We start from the raw sequence: 23,630 nt of genomic DNA, 5'->3' as shown, positions 1-23,630 counted from the left end.
TTCAAAGGGTTATTGATTGGAGGTTTTCCAGCGAAACAAACGCCGTTCGAGGGGTTTGAGCACACCCGCCTCAAGCAGCAACATCAACGTGACCAGCAAGATGGTCCAGGCGAACACCTGATCGCTCTGCACCAGATCAGCCGCCTGACGCAGGCGGTAACCGATACCGTCAGACGCGCCGAGGGTCTCCGCGACCAGCGACACTCGCCAGCCGAAACCGAACGCCAGCCGGGCACCGGAAAAGAAGTACGGGAGGATGGTCGGCAAGTAGATCTTGAGCAGGATCTGGCCGCGGGACATGCGAAACGAGCGCGCCAGATCGATGTACTGGCGCTCCACGGTCTGCGCGCCCTGCCAGACATTAGTCAGGATCAATGGCATCGACGTCATGAACACCACAAACACAGTGGTCGCATCAGAGATGCCGAACCAGATAATCGCGAAAATCGCCCAGATCGCTGAAGAAACCGTGTTGAACACCGCGAGTATTGGCTCAAAGAATTGCGCCAGCGTGCGGCTTGAACCCAAGGCCAGGCCGAGTGGCGTACCGATCAGTGCCGCCAGAGCAAAACCACTGAACACCCGGCCCATGGTCGCGCCCAGATCATGAGCGAAAGTCGCGCTGTGCCAGAGCGTATTCAGTGCGGTGAAGACCTTTTCTGGCCCAGGCAACACGAAGGATGGAACACGTCCGGCGGCATACCACCAGGCGCCAGCAAACACCGCCACTAACAGCAAACGCTGGGCAAAAAGAATCACAAACCGGTTGGCAAGCATGCTGTTCATACCTTCAACCGCAGTTGACGAACCTGCTCGCTGACGTCAGCGGCGGTCGGCGTGCGTGGACGCTGCAAGTCAATCGCAACGATGTCCCGTACCCGGCCGGGTCTCGGCTCCAGAACCACCACGCGATCGGCCAGCACCACGGCTTCTTCCACGTCGTGGGTGACAAAGACGATGGTCATGCCCTTGAGCGCTTGCAGGCGCAGCAATTCATCATGCATCTGGCTGCGGGTTTGCGGATCGAGCTTGGAAAATGGCTCGTCCATCAACAACACACCGGGCTCCACCACCAGGCTGCGCGCCAGTGCCACGCGACTGCGCATCCCGCCCGACAGCTGATGTGGCCAGGCCTTGGCGAACGCCTCCAGCTCCACCAGTTTCAGCACGGCGTCGGCACGGGCCAGGCGCTCGGCCTTGTTCAGACCGGATCCCTCCAGGCCAAAAGCGACGTTGCTGCGCACAGTGCGCCAAGGCAGCAAGCGATCTTCCTGGAACATGTAGGCGACCCGACGCCAGCCGTCGAAGTCTTCGGCGGCCATGCCTTCCAGTTGCAGGCTGCCCTGATCAGCCTTGAGCAGACCGGACAGGATATTCAACAGCGTACTTTTGCCGCAGCCGGAAGTGCCCAACAAGGCGAGAATTTCGCCCTGAGCGACTTGTACCGAGATATCGCGCAGCACTTCCAGCTCGCCAAAGTATTTGGAGATGCCTTGCAGGCTCAGCGCCGGAGCCGTGAGCGGAAAAACGGCGTGCGCGGTCATCGGGCAAACCTCGCGGCAAGCATCGGCAGCGATGCGCCGGATTCGCTGAGGCTGTCGTAAACCTTCTCCAGCGTCATCGCCTGAAAGGTTTCAATGTGACGGCGGGCAATCAGTTCGGCCCGCTTGCCATCGCCTTCTTCGAAGGCGTTGATCATGGCGTTGTGATCGTGCTTGATCTCGGGTTTGGTGCCTTGCACGTTGAAACCCAGCGCCACCAGACGGGTCATTTCATCCATCAGGCCGGACAAGGTACGCACCAGTCGTTCATTGCCCGAGGCTTCGATGATCGCCATGTGGAACGCCTTGTTAGCGTCCATGAACACGTCAATCTGCTCCGACAGCGGCACCAGATGGCGAACTCGGCAAGCTGCTTCGAGGGCCCGTAGCTGTTCGAGATCAACACGGCCGACCGCCAGTCGTGCGGCCATGGGTTCGAGCTGCACCCGCAGGACGAAGATTTCTTCGACGTCTTTCAAGGTGATCGGTGCGACCTGATAACCCTTGCGCGGAATCGAGCGCAGCAGGTTTTCATGGCACAAACGGGTCAGCGCGATGCGGCAGCTGCTTTTACCGATGCCGTAGTCCGCCATCAGGTCAGGCTCGGTGATTTTCGTGCCTGGCATCAACCGGCAGGAAAGAATGTCGCGACGGATGCGGCCGTAGGCATCATCGCCAAAACTGGCGACCTCGGGTCTGGCAAACGGCGTGGCGGGAGTAGTCATCTAGCGGCTCAATCCAGTCTGTGAGCAGCTCACAGATTGATTCTGTGAGGCTTACCAAGGGCCACTACGCTAATCTAAAACTTCATAAATCCGAACGAACGCTTTCGGCTAAGAATATGCATCGGGAGCATAACGTGGGCTGCTCACAGCGCTGAAAGAAACCTCAAATTCCGCGGAATGCCCCAGCGGTAGGAGCGAACTTGTTCGCGAGAGGGACAACGCGGTTTGTTTGATAGACCGCGGAGCCTGCATCGCGGGCAAGCCCGGCCTCAACAGAATTGCGCTGCCCGCTCATCTTCAAATCGCAATCCGGCGCAGCACCAGAGCCCGGGAAAACTCGTCGAGCAGGTCCAGGTAACGCCTGCCGGGTACATCCGCAAGCAAACCTCGGGTGTAGGGATGGGCCGGTGATTCAAATACCTGCTCGGTATCGCCCCGCTCCACCACCTTGCCTGCCTGCATCACCACCACCTGATCGGAGATCTGCCGCACCACCGCCAGATCATGGGAAATGAACAGGTAACTCAAACCCAGTCGCTGCTGCAGATCAGCCAGCAGCGCCAGTATCTGCGTCTGCACCGAGGCATCCAGCGCCGAAAGCGGCTCGTCCAGCACCACCAGTTCCGGCTCAAGGGCCAGCGCACGAGCGATAGCGACACGCTGGCGTTGACCACCGGAAAGCTGCCCCGGTCGGCAATGCAACAAACGGGACGGCAACTCAACCTGCTCCAGCAGTTGCGCAGCGCGGGCCGAGCGCCAGGCCTTGTCGCCGATGGCATAGGCCTGCAACGGTTCGGTGATGATTTGCTCCAGGGTAAAACCGGGGTCCAGCGACGCATATGGGTTCTGGTAAACCACCTGAATCCTGCGACGCAACGCCTGCCAGTCGCGGCGTGTGTATTGGCTGATTTCTGCACCGTCAAACAGCACCCGCCCGCTATCCAGTTTTTCCAGACCAAGGATCAATCGAGCCGTGGTGGACTTACCTGACCCCGACTCCCCCACCAGGCTGGTGGTACCCCGGCGCAACAGCGTAAACGACACATCGTCCACGGCTGGCAGACCCGGGTTACGCCAGCTGGAAAAATCCTTGCGCAACCGCTCGACTACCAGCAATGGCCGCTCGTTGTCGAAAGCAGCACGGCGGCGTTCGGACACCACCGGCTGGGCCGCAGCCGACAGCACCGGAACGGTTTTCAGCAGTTGTCGGGTGTATGCGTGCTGCGGTCGCTGGAACATCTGCCGGGTATCACCACTTTCGACGACGCGGCCACGGTACATCACCAACACTCGGTCAGCCCGATCCAGCGCAACCCCCAGATCATGGGTAATCAGCAACACCGCTGTGCCGCGCTCCCGGGCCAGTTCCTGCAAACGGTCGAGAATCTGCCGCTGCACCCCGACGTCCAGCGCACTGGTCGGTTCGTCGGCAATGATCAGCGCCGGATTGTTCGCCAGCGCGATTGCGATCAACACCCGCTGACGCATGCCCCCGGACAGCTGATGCGGGAAGCTGCGCTGCACTCGCTCAATGTTCTTCAGGCCGACTTCTTCCAGCAATCGGGTGGTACGCAGCCTGGCAGCGGCCCTCGGTACGCCATGAATCGTCATGGCTTCCTGCAACTGAGCGCCAATGCGCTTGACCGGGTCCAGCGACAGACCAGGGTCCTGCGGCACGAAGCCGAGCACATTGCCGCGCAAGTTGCGCCATTGCCTTTCGCTGGCGGCAACCTGCTCCGTACCGTTAAGCAGAATGCTCCCGGATTCGATCCGGCCATTGCCCGCCAACAAGCCGACCAATGCCGCCGCCGTGGTCGACTTGCCCGAGCCGGACTCACCCACCACGGCCAGAATCTCGCCGGGGTACAGGGCAAAATTGATCTGACTGACGCCATCCACCCGGCCTTCACGGGTCTGGTAACCAATGCTCAGGTCGCTGACCTGTAAAACAGCGCTTGCGGTACTCATGACTTGTTTCCCTGTAGATCCTGTACCGCGCGTGCCAGCTGATTGGCCGCCAGCACCACCGACGCAACAACCAGCCCCGGCAACGTGGTGTACCACCAGGCCGCGACCATGTAATTGCGTCCTTCCGAAATCAGTAGCCCCCACTCCGGTTGCGGCGGAGGTGCGCCAAAGCCGAGGAAGCTCAAGGCAGAAACGGCCAGTACTGCGCTGCCGAACTCCAGCGCTGCCAACGCCAGCACCGGGCCTGCGGCGTGCACCAGAATATGCCGACGGATGATCGTCCATGGCCCCACACCACAGGACACAGCTGCTTCGACAAACACCGAGGTACGCCAACGCAACACTTCGCCGCGCACCAATCGGGCGAAGGTCGCCACGGACGACAGCCCCACTGCCAAAGCGATGTTCAGGGTGCCAAAGCCCAGCACCGTGATGATTGCCATCGCAAGTAACAACGACGGAATCGCCATCAGCACTTCCACCACGCGCATCAGAAACGCATCCACCAGACCGCCGAAGTAGCCGGCAATCACGCCCAGCAGGATGCCTACCAGCAAGGCGATCGCCACCGCCAGCGCCGTGGCCTGTAGCGAAATCGCCGAGCCGTGCACCGCGCGGCTGTACAGGTCACGGCCCAGTTGGTCGGTACCAAACCAGTGTCGGGTACTTGGGCTTTGCAACGCTTCGCTGGGTACGCCCAACAAGGGGTCGTAATGGCTGAACGCAGTCGGCCACAGCGCCCAGGCCAACACGGTTAACAGCACCGCAATGCCCAAAGGCAGCAACGGCCTGCTGCGCAACAACGCAGTGAGCGTTCGGCTCCAGTGCGGCCGGGTGACCGGCGCATTGGCGAGGCTGTTCAGTGCCAGATCGTCATTGAGTACGCTGCTCATTTGCCGCTCCTTCCTTGAATACGCGGATCAAGCAATGGGTACAGCACGTCCACCAGCAAGTTGACGCTGATGAAGATCAACGCTGCCAATACCACAACGCCTTGCACCAGTGGGATGTCCTGACCGCTCACCGCGCCTTGAGCCAGACGCCCGACACCCTCACGCGAGAACACTGTTTCAGTCACCACCGAACCGGCCAGCAGGTTACCGACGATGACCCCGGACAGACTCAGCAACGGAATGGCGGCGTTATGCAGCAAATGCACGAACAACAAGCGACCCGGGCTCAGGCCTTTGGCAATCAGCACTTCGACAAAGGGTTGCGCACGCACCGCCTGCAACGAGCGCGTCAGTACCTGGGCAATCACTGCCGCAGTGGGGATCGCGAGCGTCAGCGCGGGCAAGACCAAGGCACTGAAGCCCTGATTGCCCATGGCCGGGAACCAGTGCCACGAAAACGAAAACCCCTGCAGCAAAAGCAGTCCGATCCAGAATGTGGGCAGTGACACCGCCACCGAAGGAATGCCCAGCAGCGCATTACGCAGCCAGTCACGCTTGACCAGATTGGCCGTAAGCGCCAACGCGATACCCGCCAGCAACGCAAGGCCCAGCGCCAGAAAGGTCAACGCGGCAGTGGCTGGCAATGCCTGAGCCAAGGCCTGAACCACCGGTTCGCCGCTCTGTATCGAGCGACCGAAATCCAGCTGCAGCGCCTTCCACAGCGCAATGCCGTATTGCACAGGCAAAGGCTGATCCAGATGGTATTCGGCGCGCAAAGCATCCACTTGCAACTGGTCAACGGCTGAAGGCTCGCCCTGTTGATTGAGCATGATGCTCACCGGATCGCTGGGTAGCGCGTACAGGATCAGGAACGACACGCTAAACGCCGCCCACAATACCAACAGCGCCTGGCCAATACGGCTGAGCAAGTAGATGGATGCCTGCCGGAGCGGCAAACGTGTCGCCACATCATTGCTGGAGGTCGTCAGTAAACTATCGCTCATCGCACTCTCCTTTCACGCAACACATATCCACCCGAACGCCCACCATCCTGTGGGAGCGAATTCATTCGCGAAGGGGCAGTGCCAGTCGCCACATCTTCAGCGCCAGCACCATCGCCTTCCCGGATGAATCCGGTCCCACAGGGTTTTGCGTCCGCAGTGAGATAGCGCAACACATATCCACCTGAATGCCCGCGTTCATGTGGGAGCGAATTCATTCGCGAAGGGGCAGTGCCAGTCGCCACATCTTCAGCGCCAGCACCATCGCCTTCCCGGATGAATCCGGTCCCACGGGGTCTTGCGTCCGCAGTTAGATAACGCGACACATATCCACCTGAACGCCCACCATCATGTGGAAGCGAATTCATTCGCGAAGGGGCCGTGCCAGTCACCACATCTTCAGCGCCAGCACCATCGCCTTCCCGGATGAATCCGGTCCCACGGGGTCTTGCGTCCGCAGTGAGATAACGCAACACATATCCACCTGAACGCCCACGATCCTGTGGGAGCGAATTCATTCGCGAAGGGGCCGTGCCAGTCATCACATCTTCAGCGCCAGCACCATCGCCTTCCCGGATGAATCCGGTCCCACAGGGTCTTGCGTCCGCAGTGAGATAACGCGACACATATCCACCTGAACGCCCACGATCCTGTGGGAGCGAATTCATTCGCGAAGGGGCCGTGCCAGTCGCCACATCTTCAGCGCCAGCACCATCGCCTTCCCGGATGAATCCGGTCCCACAGGGTCTTGCGTCGGCAGTTAGATAGCGTTGTCTCAGGAACATATCGGGACTCCTACCGCTGCAACCACGTATCGAAAAACTGCAGCCGCGAGGACGCTTCGTAATGCAGCCCTTGCACCTGTTTGCCGTGGGCCAGCACAGAGGACAGCTCGATCAGGGGGATGGCATGCCCTTCGCGCAGCAGAATTTCACTGGCCTGATCGGTCAGCGCCTGGCGTTGTGCGTTGTCCAGGGTGGCTGCGGCCTGCTGCAAGAGCTGATCGACCGGTGCAGGTTGGCGACGGTTGTAATTGCGGCCGTTCACCTCATACACCGTCCGCACCACGTCCGGATCGGCGCGGGTCAGGTTGAAAAATGTCAGGTGCATGTCACCGGCAGACTGCAAGGCAGCGATTTGGCTGATGGTGGACTTGTTCAGGCGCAAGTCGATGCCGACCAGCCGTAACTGCTGCTGTACCAACTCCAGAATCGGCGCGTTTTGCCAGTAACTGAGTTGCAGCGCCAGACGCTTGCCGTCACGGCTACGGATGCCGTCAGCGCCGACCTTCCAGCCCGCCTCTTCGAGCAGCTGTTTTGCGCCCTCCGGGTCGTATTTCAACAAAGAAGAAAAATCGCGATAGAACGGCGTACTGCTGGCCAGCAAGGCTGTTGCCGGTTTTTGATAGCGGGAAATGATGCTGCGCAACTGCTCACGATCAATCGCTTTGACCAAAGCCTGACGAACCTTGATATCGCTGTACAACGGGTCAGTTTCGTCCGGTGTCAGGTTGTAAACCACGCCCGGATTGGCCCGGGTCAATAAGGAGATGCCCTGCGTTTCCAGCACCGCTTCGTTCTGCGGCACCACTGCGGTGTCGACGTCGATCTGCCCCGACAGCAGACTGCCCAGGCGCACGCCGGACTCCGGCACGATGACAAATTCAATCCCGTCCAGCCAGGCTTTGCCTTTGTGCGTAGCCAGTGACGATTCCCCGGAATACGCTTCGTGACGTGCAAGCACCACCTTCTGGTTATGCACGAAAGATTTGATCACAAACGGCCCGCTGCCAATCAGGTTGCCCTGGCAACGCTCGGCAGGAGGCAAAGCCAGCGTCGACGGCGCCAACAGCCCGAGGCTCATGGTAGAAGTGGCTTGCAGGAACTGGGCATTGGACTGCCCGAACTCGATAACCACCGTGTTCTGGTCAGGCGTCTCGATGTTTTTCAGGCCTGCCAGATAGGTCGAACCCAGTACCGAGCGCGCTCCCAGCGCCACGATGTTTTCGTAGTTGGCCTTTACCGAGGCGGCGTTCAGCGCACTGCCGTCACTGAACTTGACGCCTTCACGCAGGTGAAAAGTGAAGCGTCGGGACTCGCCATCCACCTCCCAGCGGCTAGCCAGCCAGGGCACGATCTCACCAGTTTTCGGGTCCTGATCGGTCAGTGAATCCACCACCTGCCGACCCACGTTGAGCGCGGTGTTGTTACCCGCCTGCTGCGGATCGATACAGTTGGGGTCGCCGTCCAGCGCGACCTTAAGAATCCCGCCAGCGACCGGGTTGGCTGCACTAGTGGCGGCCGGGGTACTGGCCTTATCGCCGCATGCAGCGAGGGTGACGGCGACGAAGAGCAAGGCCAGTCGAGCACCCGTGGCAATTTTTAACGAAGTGTTCAAGGTCATAAGAAACAACTTTCTCTGAAGTCTGGCTTGGACCCTGTGGGAGCTGGGCTCTAACAGGGCGATGCAATCTTTTGTGTGCGGGGCTCACCGCGCATGCCGATTCGCGACATACGGCAACCCGAGGTTTTCCCGCAGGCTTTTGCCCTGGTATTCACGCTGGAATAGGCCACGACGTTGCAGTTCGGGCACGACGCCTTCGGCAAAATCGCTGATGCCTTCATGCAGCCCGCTGAACATCACATTGAAACCGTCTGCTGCTCCCGCTTCGAACCATTGCTGGAAGTCGTCGGCAATACTTTCAGGCGTCCCGATCAAAATGCGGTGCCCGCCCGATGTCAGCTTGTTGAACAACTGCCGCACCGTCGGCCGCTCACGGCGAATCAGATCGAAGACCAGCTTCTGGCGACTCTTATGGGTGTTGGTGTCGAACTGTTCCGGCGGTAACGGCACCACTTCGTCGAAGGGCAACTCGGAGAGATCAAACCCAAGGCTGGTAAACCGCGAAATGGTGCGCAGGAAGGTCTTGGCATCCAGCAGCTCCTGCAAACGGTCGTACTTGGCCTGAGCCTCGGCTTGGGTGCGCCCCACCACCGGCGAGACACCCGGTAGCACTTTCAGGTGATCGGGATTACGCCCCAACGCGGCCGCGCGTTGCTTGATTTCGGTGTAGAACGCCAGGCCTTGCTCCACCGTATGTTGCGCCGTGAACACCAGCTCCCCCGCCCGCGACGCCAAGGCACGACCGGCATCGGAGGAGCCCGCCTGGGCAATCACCGGATAACCCTGAATGGGCCGCGCTGCGTTGAGCGGGCCTTTGACCTGGAACGATTTGCCGTGGTGATCGAGCACGTGCATTTTTTCCACGTCTAGCCAGGTGCCGCTGGCCTTGTCCTGCACAAAAGCGTCATCTTCCCAGCTGTCCCAGAGGCCGGTGACCACGTCATAGAACTCTTCGGCGCGCTCATAACGGTCGGCGTGCTGAACGTGAGCATCAAGGTTGAAGTTCTCGCCGCCGCCCAACGATGTGACCAGATTCCAGCCTGCCCGGCCGCCACTCAGATGGTCGATGTTGGCCAGCTTGCGGGCAATGTTGTACGGCTCGTTGTAAGTGGTACTCGCGGTACCGATCAGGCCTATGTCGCGGGTGACCAGTGCCAGCGCTGGCATCAGCACCAATGGGTCCCAGCGCACGCTGTTCGGGCCACGCGCCAACGCCTCAAGGTCCAGATCGACGTTCAGGCTGTCATTGAAAAACAGGGTATGAAAACGCGCTTTTTCCAGCGTCTCGGCGATCCAGCGAAAGTGATTGAAATCCTTGAACGAGTCAGCGGCAGCCTGCGGATGACGCCAGCTGGAACCCAATATGCCGGCGCTGGGAATAAACGCGCCGAGGATGATCTGTGGTTTTGCAGTGCTCATGCTTGATGCCCCTGTCAGAAGGTGTAACTCACACGGGTGTACCAGAGGCCACCGTAGGGATCGAACGGCGAGATGCTGCCGAATTTAGGGAAGCCGTTGACGTCTCCAGCGGGGTAAGCGTTGTTGTCGGCACGCACGTCGAACAGGTTGTTCGCGCCGACCGCCACACCAAGGCTGTCGGTCACCGCATAAGCGACCTCCAGATCGGTGATCCACTTGGCACCGAAGGTCACGTCAAAGTCAGGGTTAACGTCCCGGGAGATGACTTTGTCGTAGCGATTGAGCGCCAGGTTGATGTTGAATTTATCCACCTGCCAGTTACCGCTGAGAATCAGCTTGGTCTTGGGATTGGCCACCGTCAGATAGCCTTGGGCAACCCGGTCGAATAGCTCAAGTCCGGTAGAAGCCAGCGCGGAAGGCGTAGATTTGATGCCGTCGATTTCGGTCTTGTTGTAGTTGAACGCCAAGCCATATTTGACGCTGCCGTAGCGGCCATAATCGACCTTGTAGTCAGTGACCAGATCAACACCGCGAGTTGTCGTATCGGCCGCGTTGGTGAAGTACTTCACCCGGTAGCCCGGCCGATAGCCCTGTTGCTGAAGAATCTGATCGACGCTGTTGCCGGACAGAAAGCCGGTCAGCCCGATACGGTCCTTGATTTCGATCTGGTAAGCATCGATTGTCAGATTGGCTGCGGGCACAGGCTTATAGGTGAAGCCCACGCTGATGTTGCGTGATTTTTCCGGGTCCAGATCGCTGGCACCCAATGCCTTGGCCAACGCCGAATCGACCCGGGCGGTCTTGGCCTCAACGAACTGCAGCACACCGTTGACCGAGGTGTACTGGTTCGAGGTCTGCGCGTAGGTGGATTGCGACAGCGAAGGCGCCCGGAAGCCGTTGCTCAGCGTGCCACGAACCGCAAACTCGGGAGTGAAATCGTAGCGCAGCGCGAGCTTGCCGCTGGCAGTGTTGCCGGAGCTGTCGTCGTACTTTTCAAAACGCCCGGCGACACCGACGTAAAGCTTTTCGGTGGGGTTGATGCCCAGGTCCAGATAGGTTGCGTAGCTGTTGCGGCTGTTCTGCCCTTCGTCTTCCGGCGTGAGGGTAATTGCACCTTGCGCACCGATGGCTGCCGGTCTTCCGGCCAGCGGCCCGCTCGGGTAAACGTAGCCGCCGTTGATATACGAAAGCGGGTCATCGGACTCGGTCTTGTAACGCTCATGGCGGTGCTCGGCGCCCCAGGAAACCTGCAAGGGTTTGGCCAGACCGACCTCGAAAGCACGGGTCAGGTCGAGGTTATTGGTCCACTGATCGAAGGTGTTGGAGTAGGTATCGAAATGCGTCGGGCTGGACGGTCCTAAAGACGCATTGAGTGTTTCGTCGGTACCGGCCTGCCCCTTGTCACGGCCGAAAGTCGAACTCAGATCCCAATTCCACTCCTTGACCAGCCCCCTGGCACCTGCGGCGACCTGATAGTCGATCTCTTCAAGGGTATAGAACGGTGCCGTCCCGTCGGGGTAAATCTCGGGGATGATGTTGGTCGAGTTCGGCCGTCGATAGTTCTGCCCGCCTCGTGCATCGCGCTTGCTCAGGGTGGAAAAGGAATACAGGCTCAGGTCGTCATTGAGCGGCAGCTCGGCGTTATAGCCGACGTTGATGGCTTTGATTTTCGGCAAACCGTTCTTTTGCAGTTCACGATTAGTGCTCGCTTCTCGCGGATCGGCCGAGCCATCGGCTTGCGGGTAATACAGCGAGCCTGTGGCATCCCGCGAACGGACGGCGGTCTGCTGGGATTTGGCGTCCAAAGAAAAATTGAAGAAACCATCGTTGGGCAGCGCAAACCCGGCGTTGAGCGCCTGCTTGATAATTTCGCCGTCGCCTTTGTAGTACTCGCCAAACTGAGTGCTGGCCGTGCCGCCATTGTCGTTTTGCTTGAGGATGATATTGATCACCCCGGCGATGGCGTCCGACCCGTATTGGGCTGACGCACCGTCACGCAGCACTTCGATGTGGTCGATGGCGCTGATCGGGATCATGTCCAGATCCACCGGGTTGGTGCCGTAAGCTGCCGTGGAATCCAGGTTAATCACGGCGCTGTTATGGCGACGCTTGCCGTTGACCAGCACCAGCACGTTGGAGCCATTCAGGCCGCGCAGGCTGTAAGGCCGGGCAATGCTGTCGTTGGAGCTGCCTGATGGTCGCTGACTGAAGGACGGCAAGGACTTTTCCAGTGCTCCGCGCAGGCTGCCGGAGCCGGTTTTTTCCAGTTGCTGGGCGCTGATCACGTCAATCGGTGCCGGGCTACTGGTGACGGTGCGCGCCTCACTGCCCCGAGAGCCGGTGACAATCACTGTATCCAGGGTGTCGGTGCTGCTGTCAGCGGCAAATGCCATGCCCGGCAGCAAGCTGAAACCGGCAAGAAACAACGGCGCAAACGACGGTGCAACGGCGAAGGAATTCATTTTCATAAGGTCAACTTTCCAGAATCTGCTTGAAGTCGTTACGCCACAGCGGTCGCACGTCGACCTGCTGGCGAATCAACTGATGTTCAAAAAAGGCATCGGCTACTTGCTGCTGGGAGGCGATGGACTGCTCGGAAACCGGCACCATGCGCTGCGCTTCGCCACGCAGGCGGAACTGATCCAGATACAGTTGCGCATCGATACCCGTGATCTCCTGATTACGCCGCGCCCAGGCTTCAGGGTTGTTTTGCACCCAGGCCCAAGTGGCACGCTCACGCTGGAGAAAATCAGCCACCTGCGCGCTGCGTGCCGGATCCTGCAAGGCGCGTTGCGTCGTAGCGATCAGCGTGTTGCCCCGGTAATCGCTGACGTTCTGCAAACGGGTGCCGCCGGACTGCACGGCCTGAAGCACGGAAATACCGCCGCCGATCACGGCATCCAGATGCCCGCTGCGAAACGCAATCAACGCTTCCTGGATCGGCATCGGGATCGGCTGCACATCCTTCAGGGACAAGCCGTGCTGATTGAGCAGGCGCAACAGGAAGTAATGGGTGTTGGTGGCCCGCACATAGCTGATCTTTCTGCCCTTCAGGTCCGCAACCTGCTGAATACCGGCGTCATTGCGCACCACAATGCCAATGTCGCTGACATCGCCGGAAATCGTCGCCACCAGGGCAATCGGCACCTTGGCAATGGACGCGAAGATCGGCGGAATCTCGCTCATGTACACGTAGTCGAGGCTGTCACTGTTCAGGGCTTCGAGGACCAGGTTGCCGCCGCCAATGTCGATCCACTCGACGGGATAAGGCGTATCGAGTTGTCCGGCCAGGCCCATGAACGAGGCTGCCGAGCCTTTGTAACGCCAGACCCGCAGTGGCGCCTGCTCAGCGCCGAACACTGGCGGGGTGATGGCAGCCAGCAAGCCACCGGCGGCTGCAATGGCACCGCCGGTCAGCAATTGACGTCGAGTAATGGCAACCATGGCCTCAGGCCAACAGATCAGGTTGCTGGGCGATGATCTCGTCCCACAACGGCTGGAAATTGAGCCAGGCAAACAGTTCGTTGCGCGCCCTGCCCTGAGCATTTGCCGGATCTACCTGCGGGATCACCGGCACCCCGGCAGCCCGAGCCAGCAAGTGCGAACGGGCCACGTCTTCGGCGAGGATGAAACGCCAGGCCGCACTTTCGACCGTTTCTCCCACCGTCCAGACGCCGTGGTTTTGCCAGAACAACAGGTTATTGCCTGCGAAGCTGTCGACGAACGCACCGGTCACGATGTCGCGGTCTTGCTCCAAGGTGCCGTCGGCTTTACGCAAGTCGTGGCGCGGGAAGATTGCCTGATCGCCGACAAAGGCTCCGGCTTCGGCCGTAATCGGATCAAAAAGCTGCGCCAGCGATGACCATGTCCGCCCATAAAAACCATGTAAATGGGCGATACCGACGACTTCCGGACGGGCTTGCTGCAAGCCGTAATGCAAATCCAGCGCGCTGGTATTGAGCAGCCCGTCGCCTTCGACGACTTGCCCTTGGGCATCGACGCGCAGCAGTTGCGAAACACTGATCTGGGAAAACGGTACGCCCAGCGGGTTGATCCAGTAGTGATCGGTTTCAATCGGATCGCGAGCGGTGAAATGCCCGGCCAGGCCGACTTCGAATCCATAACGTGAAAACAGGCGATAAGCCGCCGCCAGACGCTGCTTGCGATGCAGCCGCTCTTGCAGCAGGTCGGCGTGGCGCAGGACGCTATCGAGAGTCAGACGGTTATTGCTGTTGGGCAGGCTGTAAATGCTTTTGGTGATGACGGGTGCATGGCTCATTCGGTTCTACTCAACCAGTGCTCGTGTTGCCGAGCTTTTTTCTTCAGGCGAACGCCATCGCTGCGCACATTGGAGCGCGGTGACAGGTTGGCATTTGGGAGTTCCGGACCACGCGACGTGGGTTGTCGACGGCTCGGAGAAATGGGCAGTAACGCTAGATGGTCATGATCAGGGTCCCTCGCATAAAGGCTGGCTGCTGCTCTCCTCCACCGTGCGAGGGGTCGGGTCGAGTCATGGTGTTGTTGCCGTTTTTACGGCTGACGCTTAAGAACCTAAAGCAAGGAAACCGCCTTGTGAAATTCCTTATCGGTCTAACGTAATATTCAATCTGATTATTTAGAAATACACATAAAATTCATTTTAGACATATAGGCCGCTTAGACCATCAGCCAGTTCTGGCTGGCAGGATCCCATCGGGCTACTGACATGACTCAAAGAGTTGAAAATAAATATTCAGCATAATCAAATCCACAACCAATCAATAAAATACATATTAGCTTAGAAGCAAAAAGCCTTTTACAGCAGCCAACCATAAGAATACGGTCTTAGAAAGACAGCCTGACCCTCCGTTCCGGTCAGCCTTCCCATGCACCCAACTCCCGCTGTGTAAAGGATCCATCCATGCATCTGAGACATTCCTTGGCAATACCCAACCGCGCCACAGGCGTCGCAATACACAGTCTCATGGGTCAAGGGTCGAGGATTGCGCAATGAGTAGACGTTTCCCGTTACTTCGCTTGCTGGCCGCCTGCGCCACCGCCGCGACACTGCTGGGCTGCTCACCGTCCGCTCAGGATCTGAAAGCCAACAAGACCCTGAAGATTGCTTTCTTTCGCGACAACACCACACTCGTCAGCCTCGACCCCTTCCAGGTCTACTGGCTTGAACACCGTGTGGTGCTGCGCAACGTCGCCGAGTCACTGACCGATCAGGATCCGCAAACCGGCAAAATCATCCCCTGGCTGGCTGAAAGCTGGCAGGTCAGCGACAACGCGCTGGAATACACTTTCCATTTGCGCAAAGACGTCACCTTCAGCAACGGCACGCGCTTCGACGCTCAGGCGGTTAAAGCAGCCTATGACTCCAACAAGGCCTTTGCCGCGCAACTGCCCACCACCTTTGGCGCGACCTATCTGAAGGGCTACGACCACGCGGAAGTGGTCGATGACTTTACCGTGAAGCTGGTGTTGGCTACGCCGAATGCCGGCTTCCTGCAGGCCACCTCCACCACCAACCTTGCGATCCTCGCGCCGGAATCCTACAAGCTCAGCGTCAAGGAACGTTCTCTCGGCGCCATTATTGGCACCGGCCCGTTCGTGCTGGAGCGCTACACCCCGGAAAGCGGTCTGAAGCTGGTCAAGCGCAAGGGCTATGCGTGGCCATCCGCCAACGTGAAAAACAAAGGCGAGGCGCACCTTAATACCGTCGAGGTCAGCTACGTGCCGGAAGAAAGCGTGCGCAATGGCCAGTTCGTGCAAGGTCAGGTGGACATTCTCTGGCCACGCGCGCCCTTCTCCGAAGTCGACCTGAACCTGTTCAAGTCCAAGGGCGCCACGATTCAGAGCCGGTCGCTGCCTGGCCCGGCGCTGAACTTCTACCCCAATACCCGTGGCACGCGCATCCTTGCTGATCGCAACGTGCGCCTGGCCCTGCAAAAAGGCATCGACCGCAAGACCTATGCCGCGACCGTGTACAACCCGCAATTCCCGGTGGTAACCAGCATCTACGACGTCACCACGCCGTACTACAAGAACAAGGCCGACACGCTCGGCTATGACCCGCAAGGCGCGGAAAAACTGCTGGATGAGGCAGGCTGGGTGAAGGGTCAGGATGGCTACCGCAGCAAGGACGGCAAACGCCTGAAACTGGTCTACAACCTGTCCCCGGCCGAAACCGCAGGCGATGTGCTGATTCAGGACCAACTGCGCAAGATCGGCATCGAGCTCAAGCTCAACGTGCTGACCACCGCGGAATGGGCCGCCGCCAACGCCTCGGGCAACTATGACCTGACCTCCACCTACATGACCCGTGCCGACCCGATCATTCTGCAGACGATCATCGACCCGCGCACCGCCAACAGCTCGACCCTGGCTACCAACCTGTACGCACCGGAAACACTGCCCAAGGCACTGGAGCTGTACGACGCAGGCCTGACCGCCACCCAAAGCGAGCAACGCGCAAAAGCCTATGGCGATCTACAGGATCTGCTGATCGAAGAAGGCTCCGCATTCCCGATCTATGAGCGTGTCTGGCAGGCCGCGACGGCCAAGAAGGTACAAAACTTCTACTGGACCGCCGAAGGCTTTGCCCTGCTCAACGACATCGAGATCGTCGCGCCATGAGCCGCTACGTGATCGGCCGGATCGCCCAGGCGCTGCTGGTGTTGTGGGGCGCGTACAGCGTGACGTACTTCATCCTGTATTTACTGCCGGGTGACACGCTGTCGATCATGCTCAGTGCCTCGGGTGTCGAGATCGACGCGCTGTCGCCTGAGGAGATCGCCAAGGCACAAGCCTATTACGGTCTGGATGGAGGGATTTTCCAGCAGTACTTTCACTTGCTGTGGGGCGCAGTTCAGGGCGACTTCGGCAGCTCGTTGACGCTCAACCGGCCGGTCGCTGAATTGCTCGTCGAGCGTCTGCCGCAGACCCTGGCGCTGGCGGGTCTGGCCATCGTGTTTTCACTGATTGGCGGCATCGGTCTGGCTTACCTCACCGCTTATGTGCGTTGGCAACCGCTGAAGGTCGCACTGGCCCGACTGCCCTCTTTGGGCTTTTCGGTGCCAGTGTTCTGGATGGGCCTGCTGCTGATCCAGTTGTTCGCCTTCACCCTCGGCTGGTTCCCGGCCACCGGCAACCAGGGCTTCTCCAGCCTGATCCTGCCCGCCGTCACCCTGGCCATTCCCAGTGCCGCAGTGTATGCGCAGGTTCTGCAACGCGGCTTCCAGGGTGTCTGGAAAGAACCCTACATTATTACCGCCTACGCCAAAGGCCTCAGCCGCGCGCAGGTCCAGGCCCGGCATGCGTTCAAGAATGCAGCCCTTCCGTTGTTGACCCTGATCGGCCTGCAAGTCGGCAATACCGTGTCCGGGGCCGTGCTGGTCGAAACCATTTTCGCCCGCTCCGGGGTCGGTCGACTGGCTCAGGAGGCGGTGCTGCGTCAGGACATTCCCGTGGTGCTTGCGATTGTCGCGGTATCAGCTGCGGCCTTTGTTCTGGTCAACCTGATCGTCGATCTGCTCTATCCCGCGCTAGACCCACGAATCGCCCATACACCAAAGGTCTCCTGACGCCATGACTATTTTTGATAATCGCCTTGAACGTCTGGCTCGCAGTTTCACCACCACGCAGCCAGCGCCGCCTGCCTTATGGCGTCGGCGCAGCCGCTTCAGCCGGGCCCTGGAGGCCACGCAGCCACTGCTGCGCCGACCGGGTTTTCTCCTGGCGGTTGCAATCATCGCCTTTGCCTTGCTGGCCGCCGTCGCGCCAAACCTGCTCACCAGCTTTGCGCCTTACGCCACCTCGCCGACCGACAAACTCACCGCGCCCAATGCCGTGCACTGGTTCGGCACCGATGAACTGGGCCGCGACTTATATACCCGGGTCGTCCACGGCTCAAGCCTCTCGGTGCAGGCCGCCCTGCTGGCCGTGGGCATCGCACTGGCAGGTGGCTTGAGCCTGGGTATCGTCTCCGGTTTCGCTGGTGGCCGGATTGACGCCGTGATCATGCGTTTCATCGATGTGCTGCTGGCCCTGCCCGGCTTGTTGCTGGCGCTGGCCATCGTCACCGCAATCGGTTTCGGCACCATCCCGGTGGCCATCGCCGTGGGCGTAGGGATCATTCCCGGTTTTGCCCGGACGACACGGGCCGAAGTGCTACGCATCAAAACCCTGCCCTACGTGGAAGCGGCGCGTCTGGGCGGAGCCAGTTGGACCCGGACCTTGCTGCGCCACATCCTGCCCAACGCCTGGGGCCCTGTTGCCGTGCTGGCGACGCTGGATTTCGGCGCGGCCATTCTCGCTACGGCGGGTTTGAGTTTTCTCGGTTTCGGCGCAGAGCCGCCTGCCGCGGAATGGGGCACGCTGATTGCCAACGGACGCCACTTTCTGATGACCGCACCCTGGGTGTCGCTGTTGCCGGGGCTGTTCGTGGTTGCGGTGGTGTTCAGCTTCAACCACATCGCCCGCACCCTTGAGGAGACTCAACGATGAGCATCACGGATGCATTGATCGACGTGCGCCAACTGGCTGTTGCCTACCGTTTTGGCGGGCAGGTCAATCAGGCGGTACGCGGCGTTTCATTTCAGGTGGCCAAAGGTGAAACCCTGGCCATTGTCGGTGAGTCCGGCTCCGGCAAATCGACCATGGCCAATGCCATCCTTGGGCTATTGCCAGACAACGCCATAGTGACCGGCGGCGAACTGTGGGTGGACGGCACGGACCTGACTCACGCCTCCGAGCGGCAAAAACGACAAATTCGCGGCAGCACGATCGGTCTGGTGCCACAGGACCCCATGGTCGGGCTGAACCCGACGCTGCGCATCGGCAAACAAATCGCCGAGGCGCTGATTGAGGCGCACGGCCGTCGTTATCCGGCGGTAGACGCCGATGTGCTGGAGTTGCTGCAACAGGTGGGTCTGGACAAGCCGCTGCTGCGCGCCCGGCAATACCCCCACGAGCTGTCCGGCGGCATGCGCCAGCGGGTGCTGATTGCCATTGCACTGGCGGGCAATCCACGGCTGATCATTGCCGACGAGCCCACCAGTGCGCTGGACGTGACCGTACAACGCAAGATTCTTGACCACCTGCAACGGTTGGTGGCAGATCGCGGCATTTCACTGCTGATCATCACCCACGATCTGGGCGTGGCCGCCGACCGCGCGGATCGGGTACTGGTGATGAAGAGCGGCGAACTGGTCGAACAAGGTCCGCCGCAACAGATTCTGATTAACCCGAGCCATTCCTACACTCAGGCACTGCTTGCCGCTGCGCCCGCCTTTGGCCAGCGCAAGACACCCGCAGCACCGCGCCCCTCCACGAACGGCAAAGCACCGATCCTCACGCTGGAGAACGTCGGCAAGTCGTTCCGCCTGCCTTATGTGAAAGGCGAAAACGCCGATTTTCAGGCCTTGGAGGATGTGAACTTCAAGGTTTATCCGGGGCAAACGCTGGCCATTGTGGGCGAGTCCGGCTCGGGTAAAAGTACTGCGTTGCGCATTGCGCTGGGTCTGGAAAAACCAAGCCAGGGCCGCGTGTTGTTCGAAGATAAGGACATTACTCATTTGGGTTGGCGTGACTTCCGCCCGTTACGCAGACGCATGCAACTGGTTCAGCAGAACCCTTTCGCTGCCCTTGACCCGCGCTTCACCCTGTTTGAGAGCATCATCGAACCGCTGGTGTCGTTTGGGCTGCTTAAAGGCCGGGATCTGGAACAGGCGGCGCGCAAGCTGATCGAGCGGGTGCATCTACCGGTGGCGTATCTGGATCGTTTGCCGCGAGAGCTCTCCGGTGGCCAGCGGCAGCGGGTCGCCATCGCACGAGCGCTGGCGTTGCAACCGGACTTGCTGCTGCTCGACGAGCCGGTGTCAGCCCTCGACGTCTCGGTACAGGCACAGATTCTGGATTTGCTGGTAGAGCTACAAAGCGAATTGGGCATTGCTTATGTGCTGGTGTCCCATGACCTCGCCGTGGTTGCCAGCGTGGCTCATCAGGTGTTGGTGTTGCGTCAGGGGAAGACCGTCGAACAAGGCGCTGCCAGCGAAATTTTCCACCAGCCGGAAGCGGCGTATACCCGTGAACTGATTGAAGCGATACCGGGGCGACGGCTGGAGGTAGCGGCGCAGTATTGAATTGAAATCCATTCGGCAGCTCTCATCTAACAAAATATAACCACATGATTTGGAATGCTCTTCTGTAGGAGTGAGCTTGCTCGCGATAGCGTCAGCACAGGCAATATATTCATCGACTGATAGACCGAATCGCGAGCAAGCTCACTCCTACAGGTACTGTGTTTACAGCTCGATGTTGGTACACATCCCACAAGGACAATCATGACCCGCACCCTTCTGGCTTTGACCCTCGCCTCGCTTCTAGCACCCGCCCTCAGCCAGGCTGCGACAACGGACATCACTGACGCGCAGTACCGGAAAGTGCTTGAAGGCTCATGGCGCGCCAAAGAGAACAGCGCCCGCGACAGTTACCGTCATCCCCAAGAGACATTGAAGTTCTTCGGTTTGCAGGCGCAGCAGACGGTGATCGAAATTACGCCTGGCGGTGGCTGGTACAGCGAAATCCTCGCGCCCTTGCTCAAGGACCATGGACGTTACGTTGCAGCGGTTCAGGCACCCTCTTCCGGCGACTATTACAAAAAAGCCGCCGACGGCCTGACGCAGAAATTCAAGGCGGACACGGCCCGTTACAGCAAAGCCGAAACCGTCGAGTTCGACCCGCAGGCACCGGTGTTCGGCAAACCCGGTACAGCAGACCGCGTGCTGACCTTCCGCAACGTTCACAACTGGGTGCTGGCGGATGATGCGCCGCAGATGTTCGCGGCGTTTTTCAAGGTGCTCAAACCGGGCGGTGTGCTGGGCGTGGTGGATCACCGGGCCAAAGACGGCGCTGATGTCAGCAGCATCAAAACCAGTGGTTACCTGCCTACTGATTACGTGGTGAAACTGGCCACGGATGCAGGCTTCAAGCTGGAAGCGCAAAGCGAAGTCAACGCCAACCCCAAAGACAGCAAAGACTACTCGGCGGGCGTCTGGACCCTGCCGCCCTCGTACAAACTGGGGGAACAGGACCGGGCGAAATACGCGGCGATTGGCGAGTCAGACCGGTTCACGTTGCGGTTTGTGAAGCCGGTGGGTGAATAGGACGCGCCCTGAACACCGCAAATTTCAGCAATAGACTCTCTTTGTAGGAGCTGCCGAAGGCTGCGAAGCATTTATCCTGAGACACCGCCATCGCAGCCTTCGGCAGCTCCTACAAGGACAATGTTTGCCGCAAAACATGGATAGCCCATAAACCTACTCCGCCGAGCTGATATGGCTCTGATAAAGCGCATTCAACCGCTCACTCACCGGGCGCTCGCCCGAACCAATCGGCCGGCCATCCACCACTTTCACCGGGGTGATGCCCGCCAGCGTGCCGGTGACGAAAGCTTCATCGGCGCTGTAGACCTGCGCCAGGGTGAACTCGCCTTCGTGAACCTTGATGCCGTTTTCACGCGCCAGGCTGACCAGCGTCTGGCGGGTAATACCGTTGAAGCAGCAATGCGCTGATGACGTCCACAGTTCGCCTTTGCGCACGATAAAAAAGTTGGTCGAGTTACAGCTCGCCACAAAGCCCCGGCTGTCGAGCATCAACGCCTCATCCGCACCGGCATGCAATGCTTGCAGCAAGGCCTGGATAAGATTCAGGCGGCTGTGGGAGTTAAGCCGCAAATCGAACACGTCCGGCGTGCTGCACCGATAGGTCGAGGTGAACAGCGAAATGCCCCGGGCCTTGGCTTCCAGGTCAACGACCTTGTACTCAGCCACACACACCACAGTCGCCTTGCCGATGATGAAGCGCGGGTCCTGATTAGGCGTGCTTTTGCGCCCACGGGTAATCATCAGGCGCAAATGCGCGCCGTCCGTCATGCCGTTGATTGCAAGGGTATCCCAGAGCACTTTTTCGACCTCGTCACGCGTCAGCCCGATGTCCAGATCGATGCTCAGCGCCCCTTCGAACAGCCGGTCCAGATGCGCCTGCAAGGCAACAAGTCTGCCCTGTACCAGGCGCAACCCTTCCCAAACGCCGTCACCGCAGACGAAACCCGCGTCAAATATCGACACCTTGGCGGCATCGCGGTGAACGAACTCACCGTTGAGGTAGACCTTGACGTCGGCATTACGCGGGTCGGCTGCATAGGCCTGACTGCTGGTGGTTGAAAGCATGGGAGTCTCCGGTCTTAAAAAGAACGCTCGGCGAAGCGGGCGAGGAATTCCTGGGTGCGGGGTTGCTGCGGGTTTTTCAGCACTTGATCAGGCGTGCCCTGCTCGTGGATGACGCCATTTTCGAGAAACAGTACCCGCTCGGCAAAGTGATAAGCGAAGCCCAGTTCGTGGGTCACCAGCAACAGCGTGCGGCCTTCGTCAGCCAGTTGGCGAATCACCCGCAGCACTTCGCCGACCAGCTCTGGGTCCAGCGACGACGTCGGCTCGTCGAACAGCAAGACCTCAGGTTCCATGACCAGGGCGCGGGCAATGGCCACGCGCTGTTGCTGACCGCCCGACAAGCGCCCCGGGTACGTATCGCGGCGATCGGCCAGACCGACTTTTTCCAGTTGCGCCAAGGCACGTTCACGCGCCTGGGCCTGGGAGATTTTTTTCACCGAGATCAAGCCTTCCATGACGTTCTCAAGCACGCTCATGTGCGGGAACAGGTTGAACTGCTGGAAGACCATGCCAACCCGCTCACGCACTTCGCGCAACTGCCGCTCCTGATAGGTTCGTTCGCCGCCACGCTCCTCGCCGAGCAGCACGCCGTTGAGTTCGATCTCGCCGCGGGTGGGCATTTCCATGAAGTTCAGGCAGCGCAGCAAAGTGCTCTTGCCTGAACCGCTGCCACCAATGATCGCGATGCGTTCACCGCGACGCACATCCAGGTCGATGCCCTTGAGCACCGGCTGATCGAAGTTTTTATGCAACTGACGAATACGGAACAACGGTTGTTCGGTCATGACAATTCTCAACAAATCAGCGAAGCGCGAGACGGCGCTCAAGGCGCGCAGCGAGGAAGCTGAACGGCCAGATCAGGCAGAAATACAGCAGCGCAACCACGGTCAGAATTTCCAGCGGGCGATAGTAGCTGGAGCTGAGCAAACGCCCCTGATACATCACTTCGGTCACCGCGAGGGTCGAGGCCAGCGACGTCACTTTGACCAGCTCGATCATACGATTGGTCAGCGCGGGCAGCATCCGCTGACAGGCTTGCGGCAGGATGATCCGCCGCAAGGCCCGCGTACGGCTCATGCCCAGGGCCTTGGCGCCCTCCCACTGACCGCGCACCACAGATTGCAGGCCCGCACGGAAAATCTCGGCGCAGTAGGCCGCGGTATACAGACTCAACGCCAGCGCTGCGGCAAAGAATGGCGTGAAGCGCACGCCCAGCAGCACCGGAAAGGCGTAGTAGATCCAGATCAACTGGATCAACACCGGCGTATTACGGAACACCTCGATGAAGGTAATGGCGGGCAAGGTAATGCGCCGCTTCGGCGATAAACGCGCGACGCCCAACACAAGCCCGACAGGCACACCCACCAGTGCGGCGATCACAAATAATTGCAGGGTGACTTTCAGGCCGCGCAGCAGCACAGGGAGGTTGTCGATGACGATCTGGAAATCCCAGTTGTAATCCATC

19 protein-coding genes are annotated in these 23,630 nt (G+C 59.7%); 5 read left to right on the top strand and 14 right to left on the bottom strand.

Features of this window, described 5'->3' with window-relative positions; genetic code table 11:
• Positions 1-9: 9 nt before the first annotated feature.
• The 11 genes from EE949_RS10770 to EE949_RS10720 all read right to left on the bottom strand — a co-directional run bounded on the left by EE949_RS10770 (position 10) and on the right by EE949_RS10720 (position 14,229).
• Positions 10-786 (bottom strand): ABC transporter permease, encoded by a 777-nt coding sequence (locus EE949_RS10770; RefSeq protein ID WP_162874604.1) that lies wholly within the window; start codon positions 784-786, stop codon positions 10-12.
• Entirely contained in the window at positions 783-1,544 is a 762-nt protein-coding gene (locus tag EE949_RS10765) for an ABC transporter ATP-binding protein (protein WP_122664260.1), read from the bottom strand. Before EE949_RS10765 ends, EE949_RS10770 begins: the two co-directional genes overlap by 4 nt.
• Entirely contained in the window at positions 1,541-2,266 is a 726-nt protein-coding gene (locus tag EE949_RS10760; RefSeq protein ID WP_122664259.1) for a GntR family transcriptional regulator, read from the bottom strand. The genes EE949_RS10765 and EE949_RS10760 overlap by 4 nt, the downstream gene beginning before the upstream one ends.
• 297 nt (positions 2,267-2,563) lie before the next feature.
• Entirely contained in the window at positions 2,564-4,234 is a 1,671-nt protein-coding gene (locus tag EE949_RS10755) for a dipeptide ABC transporter ATP-binding protein (protein WP_122664258.1), read from the bottom strand.
• On the bottom strand, positions 4,231-5,127 hold the full coding sequence (locus EE949_RS10750; protein ID WP_240350643.1) for an ABC transporter permease: 897 nt from the start codon (positions 5,125-5,127) through the stop codon (positions 4,231-4,233). The genes EE949_RS10755 and EE949_RS10750 overlap by 4 nt, the downstream gene beginning before the upstream one ends.
• On the bottom strand, positions 5,124-6,131 hold the full coding sequence (locus EE949_RS10745) for an ABC transporter permease (protein ID WP_122664257.1): 1,008 nt from the start codon (positions 6,129-6,131) through the stop codon (positions 5,124-5,126). The genes EE949_RS10750 and EE949_RS10745 overlap by 4 nt, the downstream gene beginning before the upstream one ends.
• A 792-nt stretch (positions 6,132-6,923) precedes the next feature.
• Positions 6,924-8,531: an ABC transporter substrate-binding protein gene (locus EE949_RS10740; protein WP_122664256.1), complete on the bottom strand. Its 1,608-nt coding sequence runs from the start codon at positions 8,529-8,531 to the stop codon at positions 6,924-6,926.
• Between the two features lie 84 nt (positions 8,532-8,615).
• Positions 8,616-9,950, bottom strand: coding sequence for an LLM class flavin-dependent oxidoreductase (locus tag EE949_RS10735; RefSeq protein ID WP_122664255.1), 1,335 nt, complete (start codon positions 9,948-9,950; stop codon positions 8,616-8,618).
• 14 nt (positions 9,951-9,964) lie between these two features.
• Positions 9,965-12,418, bottom strand: coding sequence for a TonB-dependent receptor plug domain-containing protein (locus tag EE949_RS10730; RefSeq protein ID WP_122664254.1), 2,454 nt, complete (start codon positions 12,416-12,418; stop codon positions 9,965-9,967).
• Positions 12,419-12,422: 4 nt separating this feature from the next.
• Entirely contained in the window at positions 12,423-13,394 is a 972-nt protein-coding gene (locus EE949_RS10725; RefSeq protein WP_122664253.1) for an ABC transporter substrate-binding protein, read from the bottom strand.
• 4 nt (positions 13,395-13,398) lie between these two features.
• The gene (locus EE949_RS10720) at positions 13,399-14,229 is read right to left on the bottom strand and encodes a class II aldolase/adducin family protein (RefSeq protein WP_122664252.1); all 831 of its coding nucleotides are present in this window, start codon (positions 14,227-14,229) and stop codon (positions 13,399-13,401) included.
• A gap of 710 nt (positions 14,230-14,939) precedes the next feature.
• Here EE949_RS10720 and EE949_RS10715 point away from each other — a divergent pair.
• The 5 genes from EE949_RS10715 to EE949_RS10695 all read left to right on the top strand — a co-directional run bounded on the left by EE949_RS10715 (position 14,940) and on the right by EE949_RS10695 (position 21,100).
• Entirely contained in the window at positions 14,940-16,571 is a 1,632-nt protein-coding gene (locus EE949_RS10715; protein ID WP_122664251.1) for an ABC transporter substrate-binding protein, read from the top strand.
• On the top strand, positions 16,568-17,518 hold the full coding sequence (locus tag EE949_RS10710; RefSeq protein WP_122664250.1) for an ABC transporter permease: 951 nt from the start codon (positions 16,568-16,570) through the stop codon (positions 17,516-17,518). The genes EE949_RS10715 and EE949_RS10710 overlap by 4 nt, the downstream gene beginning before the upstream one ends.
• Before the next feature lie 4 nt (positions 17,519-17,522).
• On the top strand, positions 17,523-18,440 hold the full coding sequence (locus EE949_RS10705; protein WP_122664249.1) for an ABC transporter permease: 918 nt from the start codon (positions 17,523-17,525) through the stop codon (positions 18,438-18,440).
• Positions 18,437-20,077: a dipeptide ABC transporter ATP-binding protein gene (locus EE949_RS10700; protein ID WP_122664248.1), complete on the top strand. Its 1,641-nt coding sequence runs from the start codon at positions 18,437-18,439 to the stop codon at positions 20,075-20,077. Before EE949_RS10705 ends, EE949_RS10700 begins: the two co-directional genes overlap by 4 nt.
• 201 nt (positions 20,078-20,278) lie before the next feature.
• The gene (locus EE949_RS10695; protein ID WP_122664247.1) at positions 20,279-21,100 is read left to right on the top strand and encodes a class I SAM-dependent methyltransferase; all 822 of its coding nucleotides are present in this window, start codon (positions 20,279-20,281) and stop codon (positions 21,098-21,100) included.
• Between the two features lie 153 nt (positions 21,101-21,253).
• On the opposite strand, the gene EE949_RS10690 is transcribed toward EE949_RS10695, so the two are convergent.
• The 3 genes from EE949_RS10690 to EE949_RS10680 are packed head-to-tail and all read right to left on the bottom strand — an operon-like array spanning position 21,254 to position 23,629.
• Positions 21,254-22,165 carry an aminotransferase class IV gene (locus EE949_RS10690; protein ID WP_122664246.1) on the bottom strand — a complete coding sequence of 304 codons (912 nt, stop codon included), beginning with the start codon at positions 22,163-22,165 and terminating at the stop codon, positions 21,254-21,256.
• Between the two features lie 14 nt (positions 22,166-22,179).
• Positions 22,180-22,950, bottom strand: coding sequence for an amino acid ABC transporter ATP-binding protein (locus EE949_RS10685; protein WP_122664245.1), 771 nt, complete (start codon positions 22,948-22,950; stop codon positions 22,180-22,182).
• 16 nt (positions 22,951-22,966) lie between these two features.
• Positions 22,967-23,629, bottom strand: a complete 663-nt coding sequence (locus EE949_RS10680) for an amino acid ABC transporter permease (RefSeq protein WP_122664244.1) — start codon at positions 23,627-23,629, stop codon at positions 22,967-22,969.
• Between the last annotated feature and the right edge of the window lies 1 nt (position 23,630).

It is taken from the genome of Pseudomonas viridiflava (assembly GCF_900602065.1).
In the GTDB taxonomy this organism is placed as follows: Bacteria; Pseudomonadota; Gammaproteobacteria; order Pseudomonadales; family Pseudomonadaceae; genus Aquipseudomonas.
Note: the sequence above shows the minus strand (reverse complement) of the source record. Positions and strands in the feature narration are given on the sequence as shown.